Source organism: Floridaenema fluviatile BLCC-F154, assembly GCF_041929135.1.
Classification (GTDB): domain Bacteria; phylum Cyanobacteriota; class Cyanobacteriia; order Cyanobacteriales; family Aerosakkonemataceae; genus Floridanema; species Floridanema fluviatile.
Map to the genome: position 1 here is coordinate 15,426 of NZ_JBHFNS010000015.1, position 14,276 is coordinate 29,701.

General features: G+C 39.5%; 14 protein-coding genes. 9 read left to right on the forward strand and 5 right to left on the reverse strand.

Annotated features, from left to right (window positions below):
• Positions 1-32 precede the first annotated feature (32 nt).
• Complete coding sequence (locus tag ACE1B6_RS01455; RefSeq protein WP_413255454.1) at positions 33-2,348, reverse strand: S-layer homology domain-containing protein; 2,316 nt, start codon at positions 2,346-2,348, stop codon at positions 33-35.
• Between the two features lie 134 nt (positions 2,349-2,482).
• Between ACE1B6_RS01455 and ACE1B6_RS01460 the strand changes: the two genes are divergently transcribed.
• Positions 2,483-3,373, forward strand: coding sequence for an alpha/beta fold hydrolase (locus ACE1B6_RS01460; protein WP_413255455.1), 891 nt, complete (start codon positions 2,483-2,485; stop codon positions 3,371-3,373).
• A 139-nt stretch (positions 3,374-3,512) separates the two neighbouring features.
• Here the strand turns inward: ACE1B6_RS01460 and ebsA are convergent, their stop codons facing one another.
• Positions 3,513-3,908, reverse strand: coding sequence for a type IV pilus biogenesis protein EbsA (gene ebsA, locus ACE1B6_RS01465; protein WP_413255456.1), 396 nt, complete (start codon positions 3,906-3,908; stop codon positions 3,513-3,515).
• Positions 3,909-4,149: 241 nt separating this feature from the next.
• Between ebsA and ACE1B6_RS01470 the strand changes: the two genes are divergently transcribed.
• The 3 genes from ACE1B6_RS01470 to ACE1B6_RS01480 all read left to right on the forward strand — a co-directional run bounded on the left by ACE1B6_RS01470 (position 4,150) and on the right by ACE1B6_RS01480 (position 6,184).
• Positions 4,150-4,383: a hypothetical protein gene (locus ACE1B6_RS01470; RefSeq protein WP_413255457.1), complete on the forward strand. Its 234-nt coding sequence runs from the start codon at positions 4,150-4,152 to the stop codon at positions 4,381-4,383.
• An 850-nt stretch (positions 4,384-5,233) separates the two neighbouring features.
• Positions 5,234-5,728 (forward strand): hypothetical protein, encoded by a 495-nt coding sequence (locus ACE1B6_RS01475; RefSeq protein ID WP_413255458.1) that lies wholly within the window; start codon positions 5,234-5,236, stop codon positions 5,726-5,728.
• A 33-nt stretch (positions 5,729-5,761) separates the two neighbouring features.
• Complete coding sequence (locus ACE1B6_RS01480) at positions 5,762-6,184, forward strand: thiol-disulfide oxidoreductase DCC family protein (protein WP_413255459.1); 423 nt, start codon at positions 5,762-5,764, stop codon at positions 6,182-6,184.
• Between the two features lie 18 nt (positions 6,185-6,202).
• Here the strand turns inward: ACE1B6_RS01480 and ACE1B6_RS01485 are convergent, their stop codons facing one another.
• Positions 6,203-6,622, reverse strand: coding sequence for a hypothetical protein (locus tag ACE1B6_RS01485; protein ID WP_413255460.1), 420 nt, complete (start codon positions 6,620-6,622; stop codon positions 6,203-6,205).
• 294 nt (positions 6,623-6,916) lie between these two features.
• Between ACE1B6_RS01485 and ACE1B6_RS01490 the strand changes: the two genes are divergently transcribed.
• The 3 genes from ACE1B6_RS01490 to ACE1B6_RS01500 all read left to right on the forward strand — a co-directional run bounded on the left by ACE1B6_RS01490 (position 6,917) and on the right by ACE1B6_RS01500 (position 9,403).
• Entirely contained in the window at positions 6,917-7,756 is an 840-nt protein-coding gene (locus ACE1B6_RS01490; RefSeq protein WP_413255461.1) for an alpha/beta fold hydrolase, read from the forward strand.
• A 41-nt stretch (positions 7,757-7,797) separates the two neighbouring features.
• Positions 7,798-8,250: a photosystem II protein PsbQ gene (psbQ, locus tag ACE1B6_RS01495; protein WP_413255462.1), complete on the forward strand. Its 453-nt coding sequence runs from the start codon at positions 7,798-7,800 to the stop codon at positions 8,248-8,250.
• 73 nt (positions 8,251-8,323) lie between these two features.
• Entirely contained in the window at positions 8,324-9,403 is a 1,080-nt protein-coding gene (locus ACE1B6_RS01500; RefSeq protein ID WP_413255463.1) for an NAD(P)/FAD-dependent oxidoreductase, read from the forward strand.
• A gap of 179 nt (positions 9,404-9,582) precedes the next feature.
• Here the strand turns inward: ACE1B6_RS01500 and ACE1B6_RS01505 are convergent, their stop codons facing one another.
• Entirely contained in the window at positions 9,583-10,935 is a 1,353-nt protein-coding gene (locus ACE1B6_RS01505; RefSeq protein ID WP_413255464.1) for an AAA-like domain-containing protein, read from the reverse strand.
• A gap of 161 nt (positions 10,936-11,096) precedes the next feature.
• Between ACE1B6_RS01505 and ACE1B6_RS01510 the strand changes: the two genes are divergently transcribed.
• A complete protein-coding gene (locus ACE1B6_RS01510; RefSeq protein WP_413255465.1) occupies positions 11,097-11,960 on the forward strand; it encodes a DUF6671 family protein in 864 nt (287 codons plus the stop codon).
• Here the strand turns inward: ACE1B6_RS01510 and ACE1B6_RS01515 are convergent.
• On the reverse strand, positions 11,957-12,709 hold the full coding sequence (locus ACE1B6_RS01515; RefSeq protein WP_413255466.1) for a sterol desaturase family protein: 753 nt from the start codon (positions 12,707-12,709) through the stop codon (positions 11,957-11,959). The genes ACE1B6_RS01510 and ACE1B6_RS01515 overlap by 4 nt on opposite strands.
• Positions 12,710-12,831: 122 nt before the next feature.
• On the opposite strand from ACE1B6_RS01515, the gene ACE1B6_RS01520 reads away from it, so the two are divergent.
• Positions 12,832-14,070, forward strand: coding sequence for a sugar ABC transporter substrate-binding protein (locus ACE1B6_RS01520; RefSeq protein WP_413255467.1), 1,239 nt, complete (start codon positions 12,832-12,834; stop codon positions 14,068-14,070).
• Positions 14,071-14,276: the final 206 nt, after the last annotated feature.

Below are 14,276 nucleotides of genomic sequence, written 5' to 3' on the forward strand. Positions count from 1 at the left end.
GACGTTTCATGAAACGTCTCTACATTTAAACCTTAACGGTTAGTTGAGGAATTACTGCTAGTATTTGAGCGTCTTTGAGACTGAGTTTGTCTGCGATTATTGCTATTAGATGGTTGTCTGGTGGGGGTAGTTTGTCGTTGTTGGATAGTATTTTCTCCGACTACGTAAGGTGAGGAAATATCAGCGACTTCTCCGGTACTTACTAAGGCGCGATAAATTAATGCTGCGACTTCGGCTCTAGTTGCGGCGCGTTGGGGGTTTAAAGAGCGAACATTGGGGTAGTTTACCACAATATTTCTTTCTGTGACTGCGGCAATTAAAGTGCGATCGCCTTTCGGAATACTAGCACCATCAGTGTAGACACGCAAAGTTCTTTCAGTAGCCACCGTCGGAGCATAATTCAATCCTTTAGCTAAAGCTACCAAAACATCTAAGCGAGTAATCTTTTCATCAGGGCGAAAATTCCCCCGCTTATCAGCATCTAAAAAGCCCATTTCATAAGCTTCTCGAATTGCTGGATATGCCCAAAAATTATTAGAGACATCCTTAAAAGCGACTACTTCCCGCTTTTTATCTTTATTGAAAGCGCCAGTAATAATAATCGCAAATTCTGCCCTAGTCAAGGAAGCTTTAGGACGATATAAACCATCAGGATAACCTTGCAAAATCCCTTTTTCTGCTAACTCGCCAATAAACTTTCTCGCCCAATAATTAGCAGGTACATCAGGAAAACTTGCTTCAACTTGCGAGTTAGTTGTTTGCGTGTTGACGCGAGTTTCTTGGGGAGTTCGAGGAGTTGCAGTTTGCGTTGAACTAGTTGCTGTTTCTTGATTTAAATTAAAAGTAGATTCATTATTACCAGCTACATTTACAACTGGTTTTTGGGAACCGGGAACAGCGGTAATATTTGCGGGTAAATCTGCCGGAAAAACTCTGATTTCTGGGGCTTCTGTTGCTCTAACTGCACTGGAAAAAGCTCCGGTTTCTGGGGGTATGGGTAATCCCGCAACTTGATACCAAGTTTTATCTATTCCTTGGGTATCTTTGAGGAAAACTACCGTTTCTTGACTTGCTGTTGGGCCAGTAATATTGGTGTAGAAATCGTAAGTATCTGCGCCTCTGTCAATGGCGGCGTTTTCGTCAACATCTGCGCCGTAAACTGTGCGAACAATGCGAGAAACTAGGGGACGATTGCCGAAAATAATGTTAACTGAGGCTCTTTGGGGTAGGACTTCAAATTCTGTGAATCCAATTAGCCGATTCTGATAATTATACAACCGAACTACGATGCGATCGCCCGGATTTACCCCCCCAACAAACTTCGCTCTTTGATTTACCTGGTAGCGGTAATCACCAATATATCTTTCATTGGCAAAATTGCTATCTTTCGACATCACGGAAAGACGAGCAACTACTTCTGATAAATTAGCCGCAGGTTGCCAAATTGCAAGGCTAAATTCTCCCGTACCTTTTGCCGGAGTTTGCCGACTTACAGTAGTAGTAGTTTGCCGTTGCGTGCGGGTGACAGTTCCTTGAGGAGTACGAGTTTGAGTTGTAGTTTGCGTAGTTTGGCGACGGGCACTAGTTGCCGTTTGTCTCTCGCTAGCAGCTGGAGTTTCAGTAGTTTGCGTAGTTTGACTACGGGCGCTAGTTGCCGTTTGCCCTTCGGTTGGCGTAGCAGTTTGACGACGCACGGTAGTAGTAGTTTGCCGTTGCGTGCGGGTTGCCGTTCCTTGAGGAGTACGAGTTTGAGTCGTTGATTGAGTAGTTTGGCGACGGGCGCTAGAGCTAGTTTGCCGTTCCGTTGGTGTAGCCGCTGACTGAGCAGTTGCGGTAGTTGCAGCGGCACGCTTGGCAATATTCTGAGTCGCAATGGCATCTAATTTCACCAAAGAACCAGACATATTACTGCGATAAACCCAGCGTTGCGTCGCACTCGCCACTACTACTTCCCAACCAGGAACTTTCCCTTCCGCGCAAGGAACCCCTGGACTACTAATTCCTAAACAACCATTTGCCCAAACTTGTTGTTCTGCTTCCACAATTTTTAAAGCAGAAACTTCTATTCCCGTCTGTTGGGATAAATTTTGGATTACGGCATTGCTAACCGCTTCGGGAACTGGGCCATTGTTGATTACCCTTTGTCTTCTCGTGCGTCTCTGACGTAAATTTTGGTCATTTGTTCCCGATTTTTGACTTATTAGTTGTTCTTGGTTAATTTCTTGGGAAATTTGACCGCTAACTGCGGACAGCCGACTTTCTTGTGCATTGGCGGCTGTTTGGATAATTACCAAACTGGCAGAAGCAAAAACCAACCTGCCTAGTAAAGCGAACAAACCTTGATTCATATTCTCCTCTGCCACCCTCAGACAAAACTGCTTGAGCTTAATTCCTTAAGTAAATGTTCCTGAATATAATCCCTGTAAATCTCGACATAATATCATATAAGAGATGATACTTTACGAAACTTCATAAATATCCTGTGACAACTCAGCAGTTAAGGAAAGCCAGCCAGTTAGAAAAACTTACCTGGGATTGGCAAGGCCACAAAATAGAATACACTGTAATGGGAAGCGGTCGTCCGCTGTTACTGTTACATGGTTTTGGTGCTTCGATTGGACACTGGCGACAAAATATTCCGGTGTTAGCCGCAGGTGGTTATCGAGTTTTTGCCTTAGATTTGTTGGGTTTTGGTGGTTCTGATAAGCCGCCTTTGAACTACACTTTGGAACTTTGGCAAGATTTAGTTAAGGATTTCTACGTTTCGCACATTCAGGAACCTACCATATTTGTGGGTAATTCGATCGGGGGTTTACTCAGCTTAATGGTAGTGGCGAATCATCCTGAAATTGCTGCGGGTGCAGTTTTAATTAATTGTGCCGGAGGATTAAATCATCGCCCAGATGAATTAAATTTGCCTTTGCGGTTCATTATGGGAACTTTTACTAAGTTAGTAAGTTCGCCAGCTTTTGGCCCGTTCATATTTAATATGATTCGCCAAAAACACCGAATTCGCAACACTTTAAGGCAGGTTTATATTAATGCTGATGCTGTCACAGAGGAGTTGGTTGAGATGCTTTATCAACCTTCCTGTGATGTGGGGGCGCAAAAAGTTTTTGCTTCCATTTTGACTGCACCTCCCGGCCCAAGTCCTGTGGAATTGTTGCCAAAAGTTCAGCATCCTTTGTTAGTACTTTGGGGCGAAAAAGACCCTTGGACACCAATTAAAGGTGCAGGAATTTATCAGCAATTGAGTACAAATGGGCAAAGTTTAAGGTTTATTCCCATTCCTAATGCTGGTCATTGTCCTCATGATGAAAAGCCAGAACTGGTCAATCAGTTAATTTTAGATTGGTTGATTAGTTTGAATTAGGGGGACTGGGGACTGGGGACTGGGGACTGGGGACTGGGGACTGGGGACTGGGGACTGGGGACTGGGGACAAGGTGAATTTTTATCTTCAATTCCTCTGCCCCTCTGCCCCTCTGCCCCTCTGCCCCTCTGCCCCTCTGCCTAATATTTTGATTGTCTGACTTGGAGTAGTCTGTAATAGAAGGATTTGGAGAAGTCCCAAATGCCGTCTCGTTGAAAGTTGAGAATTGCTTCAATTAGGTGATTGACGAATTCAAAAGTAGCGATCGTAACTTCATAACTGTAATCAGGGTTTCGGTCAAATTGTATCCGAAAACGAGTTAAGTCAGCTGGTAAAATACTGTCATTTACAGACCAAGTTGCTACAAAAGAAATGTTATCACTACCAATTATATGGCGTTCCCCTTCTAAGTAGGCTCTTTGATAAAGATTAAGTGCAAAAGGAAGAATGTTACGTTTGTTATGGCGGTAGTAAGGTAGAAAAACGTTAACGATATTTGGTTGGGCTGGTTTCAATTCTTCAAGTAATTGTGTCATGATCAATCTTCTGTTTACTTGCAGGGATAAATAATCCGCTGATAGGACTAATTAACGGAAAGTACTTGCTGCAATTAGATTATGTCTGACTATAGGATACTTATGCAGCGACAGAAAAGCTATAAAAGTTCTCTATAAAATCCTAAATGAAAACTATTTGTCTTTTTATCCTCTTTTGGGCAGATGAAATACAGTTTTGGCTGAGTCAATGTGATATTGAAATCGAGTCGAGGCAAAAGCTATGGCTGTTAATAGCGATTCACAGGTGATCGATAACCTAGAATATGATTTGTTGACTGTATTACAAAATAAGTCAGAAGCGATAAAGGCTTATGAAACTTATATAAACGATGCCCAAGAAACTGGGTCTGAACCTTGTGTGGAATTGTTTAAAAAATTAATGCAGTCAGATATGGAACAAGCGCAAGAAATTCGTCGTCACCTTCAGGAAGTAATGCAGAAAGGTAAAATGTAACTGAAAATACAGTTTTCGGACTAGTCCTGTGGAAATAGTATGGCTAGTCCGTTGTCCTTACTGAATTTAATGGCTGACAGACTCCTGTTCTGTGGTGGGCAATACATCTGTCTTTTTTAGTAGAAAATAATTCATTCTAAAAGAAGTTACATTAAAGATATTGACAAAAGCAAAAAAGTCTGAAACTCCTTTTATTCCTGTAACACAGATAGTTGGAAAACAAGGCTAATTGAAACTTGTTGAGATATTTTTTCAATAAACTGGGTTATCTGCTTTTTATTTGGATAGCCAAAAAAGAAAATGTAGCTGATTTATAAGTTGGAAGTAGGGGAAAATTGCAAAGTTAGACTACATTTTTGGTGCGCTAATAACTTGGACTTTTAGGTAAAAAAAGTATGATGGAATAACGACCCCTAGATGATAGATGCCTTACGAGTAGCTGATGGTTAGGCAAGAATTATTTATTTTCAATCCCAGCCATCAGCTTCCCCTTTACTAAATAAATTTGGCTACTCTAAAAAGCTAGTGAGGGAATAAATAAAAAACTCTCAGGGTAGGTTTAAAAGCATCAAGAGGGTGTGTTTATAAACGTTGAGGCTATGTAAGTGAAGATTAATTTAGCAGCTAAGTAAAAAGCTGCTTTTTTGTTAATATTAGACATTTCCAGAAATTGAAGGTGTGTTACCTGGAATTATTGTAGAGACTTTGTATACAAAGTCTCTACAATTTATGTAAAAAAATATTACTTTGGCAACTTTGGAGAATTTAAATCGTCATTAGTAATAAGTGGGAAAAAATAATTTTACCCTTTGGTAGTTGACAAAGATGAATTGAGGAATTAGATATTACTATGAAAAAATTCAAGAGTTTGGTTTTAAGTTCGGGTATTTTATCGGTTTTGTTGGCAGCTACTCCAGGAATTACGCAAAGTTTTCCAGTTTCAGCGCCGAGAATTCCTGACGATCGACCAAATACAACAATTGATGTGAGTAGGCGATCGGGAAGTTGCCCCGACAATATGAAACTTTGGACTGCCTTTCGCAGTTATGAAGGTGGGGGGGAACATACAGTAATTGTTGATACTAGTATGGTTGCTAATGGAGTGAGATTAACTAATTATGGGGCGAAGTTTGTGGAATTTAGTGCGCCTTTAAAATCGGAATTTGCTTCTTGTGTGGGGGAAGCTATTTCTGAGGATGAACCGATTTATAGATTTCGATTTGCCGATCGAAAGGTGATTTTTCGGATGGATCTGTCTCGGCTTCGTCCTGGTACAATAACTAGGATTAATTATCAGGGTGTGGTGTCTTCTCGTCCGGCGATTCGATGGGCGATCGCAGATTAAAGAAAGTTTTCAGTTTTGAGTTAAATTAATGGGATGAATTACTACGTGATTTATGATGGGAATTGTAATCTTTGTGTGAGTTTGGTACGAGTTTTAGAAAGCTGGGACAAAGGACAGTTGTTTCGCTATACTCCGATGCAGGATTTGGCAACTTTGAGTCAGTTTAATATTACTTCTCAAGATTGCGAAATGGGGATGATTTTAATTGATGCTAATGCGCCAGAAAAACGCTGGCAAGGTAGCGATGCAGCGGAAGAAATTGGCAGGTTGTTGCCTGTGGGAAATGGTTTTGTGGCAGCTTATCGAGCGTTACCTGGGGTGAAATGGGTGGGCGATCGCGTTTACGAACAAGTACGCGACAATCGATATACTATTTTTGGCAAACGTAGTACTACTTACCAATCTGCTTATCCGATCGGTTGTCGAGGAACAGAAAGTTGCTCTAATTCCAATTAACAATAATTTGTCCTGATTTTAACCATTAAATAATTCAAAGGTTTGTCTACCGAATCGTTTTAATTTTTCTGCCATTTCCGGGACTGGTTGATATTCACCAACGATACTCCAATTTTCCACAGTGGAAAATCGCCAAGCTAACCCTTGATGATTAAAACCTGCAATTTCCATGCCGATCGCTCGCCGTGAACTTTCCACTGGATCTTGGTGAAACCGAATTTGCACCAGCATACTTCGGCATTGAAATCGGCGACTCCACCCCGGAAGATGAAAGCCAATATCGATCGAATCAGGATCGACTAACTCCCTAGTATCAGCATCATTTTGCCAAGGTTTCAAGTCTGCCCTAGCATCGGGAAACTCGGACTTAAATGAATTAACAACGGCAGCAATTTTACTCGCAACTTCAATACTAGTAGCTTGTTGTGCAGCATTCACTGTTGTAGTTCCTTAGAGTTAAAATATTGCTTTGATTTTGGCGAATTAGTGTAACAATTTATCACTAATTTCGCAACATTAAATAAGGCATAAGGGAAAAAAGGGGACTAGGGACTGGGTACTGGGGACTGGGGATTTTCGATTTTTGAAGTTGCCTTGGAATCTAAAATTGACAATCCGAAATCTAAAATTGTTTCCCCCCTGCTCCCCTGCTCCCCTGCTCCCCTGCCCCTTGTTTTCTTGTCCCTTGGAAGGTAAGCTCAAACAACATTTAGCGGTGACAGGATCGATCTAGTGACCACGAACGAAGAAATAATCGAAGTAGGTTCCCTCAAGTGGTTTTATCGGGAAACAAAACCCTTGGGCAGAAGCGACAAATTGCCAGTATTGCTGTTACATGGTATACCATCCCAAAGTTTTAGTTGGACACAAGTAATGCCAGCATTAGCAGATAAGGGATATCCAAGTATTGCCCCAGATTGGATTGGTTCTGGTTTTTCGGCTAAACCCGATCGGCGGGACTTTGCCTACACTCCTGATGCTTTTATTCAAGCGTTAACTGGTTTTATCGAAACTCTGGAATTAGAAAGATTTTCTTTAGTTGTGCAAGGGTTTTTGGGCTCAGTGGGGATTCAATATGCCTTACGTCATCCTGAAAAAGTTGAATGTTTAGCAATTTTGAGTGCTCCGGTTTCCCCAGAAGCTAAGTTACCTTGGAAATTGCAACAGTTGGGATGGCCCTTTGTGGGTGATATGCTGACCCAAGATCCGTTGTTAGTCGATCGAACTTTAGAAGGTGGCAGTCGTTATGGCATCTCAGACGCAGATTTAGATGTCTATCGCCGTCCTTTCTTAAAAAGTTCTGATGCGGGTCGAAGTTTGTTAGCAACGGTGAGAAACCTGCAATTGGGGGAAATAGGCGCAGAAATTGCCTCTGGGTTAAAGCAGTGGTCACAGCCGACTTTAATTGTTTGGGGGATGAAAGACCCTTGGTTGCCTGTTTCGCAAGCGGAACAGCTGAAAGCGGCGATGCCGAATGCAGAATTGGTGAAAATAGAGGAAGCGGGGCATTATCCGCAAGAACATTGGTCAGAAAAAGTCAGTGATGTACTAATTGGGTTTCTGCGCCGCTAATATTTTTAAGGATGCTTTTTGATAGGTTGATTGCAAAGATAATGTTTAAGGCACGATTTCGGTCTATTCTCGCGTTAATGCTGGCGTTTGTGGCAACGGTTCTAGTTAGCTGCGGTGGTACTCCCACAGTGAAGAAGCCGCCTACTTACACTCCGGCACAAATTGAGCAAATTCAGCGGTACGCTTCTGATTTGGAAACCGTTCAGGAACGGTTGCCAGAGTTAGCTAAGCTGATCCAAGATGAAAATTGGACTTTTGTTAAGAATTTCATTCGGGGACCTTTGGGTGAGTTGCGGACAAAATTGAGTTTTATTGAACGCAATTTGCTGCCCCAAGATAAGACAAAAGCCCGTGCAACTTCCCAGGAGTTAATTCAAGGGTTGATCTTAATTGATGAAGCTGCTGATAGCCGTGATTATAAAAAGGCTATTCGCAATTTTGGAGTTGTCCAAAGAGAATTGCGATCGTTCTTAGAACTAGCTCCTCAAGCGTAGTCGATCGTTGAATTTGGTAGTTGGTAGTAGATATTATTCACTACCAATTACCTATTACCCAATCGTTAAATTTATGAGCAAAATTGCCATCATTGGGTGCGGAATTATTGGGGCAACAATTGCCTACGAACTCAGTTTAGTTCCTGAGTTAAATGTGACTGTTTTTGAACAAAAATCACCAGCGGCTGGTGCGACAAGTGCCGCTTTGGGTGTGATGATGGGAATTATTAGCCACAAGGTTAAAGGAGGTGCTTGGCGACTGCGGCAAAGTAGTATGCAGCGTTATGAAACTTTAATTCCTGAGTTAGAAAAAAGTTTGGGGCGGGAGATTCCTTTTAATCGCCAAGGAATTCTTTTGCTTTGTTTGGAAGGTGAGAATTTGGCGAGTTGGGAAGAGTTAGCAGAGGTTCGCCGTTCTCAAGGTTTTAGTTTGGAAATTTGGGATTTGGAGAAGGTAAAAGCTAATTGTCCGCAGTTGAATTTAGAAAGGGTAATTGCTGGGGTTTATTCGCCCCAAGATAGGCAAGTCGATCCGACTAATTTAACTTTAGCTTTGGTAGATGCGGCGACAAAAAATGGCGTAAATTTTCAGTTTGGTGCTGAGGTTTCGGGAATAGAATCTTTAGCAAGTGGTTGGCAGTTAAAAACGGCAAATGGAAATTTAGAGTTTGATTGGTTGGTGTTAGCTGGGGGTTTGGGTTCTTCGCTGTTAACTAAGTCTCTTTTGCATCAAATTGATATTAGACCAGTTTTAGGTCAAGCTTTACATTTAAGGTTGGATAATCCTTTGGGAAATCCCGATTTTCAACCGTCAATTACAGGTAATGATGTGCATATTGTACCTGTGGGTGGAGGAGATTATTGGGTAGGCGCAACTGTGGAATTTCCGGTTGATGGTTATCAGGTGGAAGCTGATGCTAGTAGATTGGAATTGGTGCGTGAGGAGGCGATCGCACTTTGCCCAGCTTTAGCCAATGCTACTATTATTAAATCCTGGGTAGGTTTGCGTCCCCGTCCCGAAGGAAGACCTGCCCCAGTTATCGGTAATTTACCCGGTTATAACAACATTCTCTTAGCAACTGGTCACTATCGCAACGGCATTTTATTAGCACCTGCAACCGCCCAAGCAATTCGTTCTGCAATTGGGTACTAGGGACTGGGGACTGGGGACTGGGGACTGGGGACTGGGGACTGGGGACTAGGGACTGGGGACTGGGGACAAGGTGAATTTTTATCTTCAACTCCCCTGCCCCTCTGCCCCTCTGCCCCTCTGCCCCTCTGCCCCTCTGCCCCTCTGCCCCTCTGCCCCTCTGCCCCTCTGCCCCTCTGCACCTAGAGGCGATCGCGGAAATATTCCCGGTACAATTGACAACTAGGAATTACTTTACTGCCTTGAATTTTCACTAAACCTAATGCTTCTAATTTATTGGCACGGGTGATGTCTAATTGTACGCTTTTTTCTGATTTTAAAACTTTTCTCATTCCGGCTCTTAATTCGGGATGATCGTCTAAATAATCTAACAAATATTTCAGGTGTTCGCCGTAAATTCCCGATCGGCTAATCGCTTCTGACAAAAGTTGTTCTAAACTAATCTTTTGGCGGGTTAAATGATAAAAAGCTAATCGCACTAAATAGGGATGTCCTCCTACCATTGCCATTAGTTGTTTAACTTCTTTAGGTTGCCAACAAAGATTGTGTAAATCAGCTAAAGTTTGCACTTCCTTTACAGTAAATTCGGAAATTTTAGTTTCTAATCCAACCGCAAAGGGAGATTTTTCACTTTCTAATCTAATATAGGGTTCTGTGGAGTAGGTTAACACTAATCTCAGATTTTTCCAGATGGGGATTTGTTGCGATTTTTCATACCATTCTCGCAGCAGGTACAGGAAATCATCGGCAAAGTTTAGGTAGTGGAAAATGCGATCGATTTCATCTAAACCTAAAATTAAAGGGCTATTTATGGCTGATAAAAAATGAGTTTGTAAATATGCGGTGCAATTAGTTTTACTATCCAGATTTTCATCCCAATCAGCATCTAATTGGGGTTTAAAATGCAGTTGGCGACTAATATTTACACATAGCCAACGCAGCAATTTATCTAAACTTTCAAAGTCATTTGGTTTAGCGTCTTCCCAAAAGTTTAACCGCACTGTTTGACAGCTGTTAGCAGCAGCACGATCTAAAATTCTGATTAGTAAAGAGGTTTTACCAATTTGATTAGCGGCTTTAATTCTGATTAAACTACCCGGTTGCAATACTTGTTCATAGAGGTGATTTTCGATCGCCGGACGTTCAATATAAAAAGGCGAGTTTAAAGGTTCTGCTATGTTAGGATATTGGGGTTTTGGCAAAGGTTCAGGGGTTTCTAAAACCGATCCTTGTTCATATTTCGCTTCCAACCAAGCTAGTAATTTTTTATATTTATTTGGCCCTTTATAATCAAGATCTGGACAACCTTCTGGGTTTTCCTTACTTTGAATCAATTTTTCATAAACTATCCGCAACTGTTTTTTATAAGCAGTTTCATCTATATCTAATCTGAGATTTCTGTGCAAATCAGCAATAATTTCTGTTTCAGTTTTCTCGTAATTGTATTCATTAAAACGTTCAATAAAGATATCTCTCTCTATTCCCGAAAGTTGATAGCGATCGGCTATATCTCTAAGAAAACTATTCCACGACATAACATTAACCGAATTGAGCTAAAATCGCACTAACTAAACATTTTAAACTAAATAATAAATAATTAATCTTTCTTTGGAAAGATACTTAAAACTTGTCTATTTTAAGTTAAATGATATAATTTGAGGAAATTTTAAGCAAGGTAAACTAATACCGAGAAAATATGAAGAGTGGATCGTTGTTTGTGGATCGCACAGCTGTAATAGCTACCATGCACAAAAAAGAAGCAGTAATTTCGCCAATTTTAACTAGGGAATTGGGAGTAAAGGCGATCGTTCCTTCAGACTTTGATACCGATCGATTTGGTACTTTTACCAGAGAAATCAAACGTTTAGGAACGCAAATTGAAGCTGCTAAATTTAAAGCTGAAGCAGCATTAAATCTCACCGGAGAAACTTTAGCAATTTCCAGTGAAGGAACTTTTGGCCCTCATCCTTTTGTACCATATTTGTCTTGCGATCGGGAAATAGTCATCTTAATAGATAAACAGCATGACTTAGAAATTATTGGGGAAGAATTTTCTACCGAAACTAACCACAGTCATCAGTTAGTTAAAAGTGTGGAAGAGGCTTTTGAATTTGCCCAAAAAGTTGGATTTCCCGAACATGGTTTAGTTGTCATGTTTGCAGAAAATCCCAAAGATAGTAGCGAAGTAATTAAGGGAATTAACACTCAAGAAAAACTGGAAGAAGCTGTTAGTTTATTCCTGAAAAAATCACTTAATGGCAAAGTGCATTTAGAAACGGATATGCGGGCGCTTTATAATCCTACAAGGATGAAAAATATTGCCAAAGCTACTCTTAATTTAGTAGAAAAAATTAATAGCCTTTGTCCAAAATGCGATCGTCCCGGTTTTAGTATAACTGACAGAAGACCTGGTTTACCTTGTAGTTTGTGCCATACACCTACTCAGTTAACTTTAGCCAGTATTTATCGATGCCAAAAATGCGGTTTTCAAAAAGAAATGCTGTTTCCTGATGGCATTAAACAAGCCGATCCTGCACAATGTATGTATTGTAATCCTTAAAAACTTAGACGCAGTAAGCTAATTAAGTTTAGTTCTTTTTCAGCTTGAGATAAGCCTAGTTTAATATTTTTTGGATCGTCTCTGTGGCGGAAAGATTGAAAAATTCTATCCCAGATAGTCAGAAGGCTGGCGTAATTTGAGTTAGTTTCTTCGACAATTTGAGAGTGATGTATTCGGTGATAGTTTGGGGTGACAATGAAGTAGCTTAAAATGCGATCGCACTCATAACCTAAAGCCCAATTGCTATGATGAAAAACAATCACTAAAATAAATGCTAGTTCATAAATTAATAACGGTTGAATAGCAATACCTAAGAACCAAATTAAGAGAATTTTGGGAAAATAAGAAGCAATTACTTCTATAACATGAAACCGATAAGCTGTGGAAACATTCATCGATCGATCGGTGTGATGTATCGCATGAAAACGCCAAGCTAGGGGCCAAGTGTGCATTAATCTATGCCAAAAATACATATACAAATCTAAAATTAAAATCGATAAAATGCCCACTAACCAAATAGGTTGAAGATTGTGAAATAACCCTTGCCAAGTAGTCTGTTGTTGTAACCATTTGGCTAGAAAAATTGTGGTTAGACTGGCGGCGATCGCATTCAACAACCCCAACCCAAAATTAGTAGCCATCCGGTTAATTAAACCTTGCTTATAAGTGTAAAACGGAAACAGATTTTCTAAAACTCCAAAAATTAGAAGACTGCCCAAAATTATTGCCAACTTGCTACTTATTACCATCTGAAATTTAGATTTTTACAATTGAATTCCACTTTTAAGATATAATTCTAGCATATTAACGCACCAAGTTTGGTATTCCTTAAAAAAACCGAACTTCTTAGTTGAAAATAAACCAGAAATTTATGTTGAAAATGCACGGCTGCAAAATAATCCAAATATTTTTTATTATTTGTCTAACTTTGGATTTGAATTCTTGTTATCAAAAGCCAGATTTTACTAATCAACAAGCAGGAAATAAAGGTAATATTTTGATTTGGCATTCTTTTACTAATAATGATGCTCAAGTATTTGAATCAATTTTAAATGAATATCGCACTATTCATCCCAATCTTAGATTGGTTAGCGAATATGTATCAGAAAAAAATATGTCTAGTCAATTTGCTGAACAAAGTCAATCAGGATTTGGCCCTGATTTGGCGATTATTTGGTATTCCCATATTTATGAATTGAGCCAGAAGTCTATTATTATTGAACTTGATTCTAAAAGTATAAATTTGTCTCAATATCTGCCAGTCACCTTAAACCATATTAAATTAAACAATAAAATATATGCTTTACCTTTTTCGATCGATGTTCAAGTCTTATGTTATGATAAAAATAAAATAAAAAATCCAGCTAAAACTTGGTCAGAAATTGTACAACAAACTAAAACAGGTATCAAAGTTGGGATTACTTCTGATTTTATTAGTAGCTTTTGGGGGGTTGGAAGTATGGGAGGTAAGCTTTTAGATAAACAAGGTAATTTAGAGTTTCCTAAACTTGCTTGGAGTCAATGGTTAGGAATTTTACAAAAAGCTAATATTGAACCTCATACTATTCTTAGTGAAGAAAAAGAATTGCTAAGAAACGCTTTTATTAAAGGCGAACTTGACTATTATACTTGTGAATCTATTGAAATTTCTGAACTTAAAAATAAATTACCTAAAAATAATCTAGGAGTCACTGTATTACCTGGTGAAAATAGTCAAACAGCGAAGCCCCTGATCGACACTGAAGTAATTGTATTAAATAAAGCTTCTTCACTTAAACAACAACAATTAGCCCTACAAATTGCTAATTTTTTGACCAATCATGAACAACAGGAAAAATTCGCAGTTCAAGCTGAATCTCAGATTCCAACCAATATTGAATCACAAGTTGACTATCGGTTATCACCGATTCAAGCTATTCTATTGAAACAAGCTCAAGAGGGAGTATCCATTCCCCTCGATATTATTAGTAAAACAAAAGGTAGAATTACAAAACGTGGGAATGAACTTTATCATCAAGTCTTGGCTGGCGAAATTACGGCTGATGAAGCTGCCGACGAAATGAATAAATTAGTAAATTTAATTAATCAAGAAAATCGGGCAAATAAATAATTTTTTGGATTTACTAAAAATGTTCACCGCAGCTAATTTACAAGTTATATTTGATTTGTTAACAAAAATTTTGATTTTCCTTGAACGTCCGATAGTTCAATTACAAATAATATTAATTATTCTGACATTTTTAATTACTTGGTTATTGTCAAAAAGCTTAGATTTTTTAAGATTTAAAAGCAAACTGCCTTTGAAATTAAATAAAT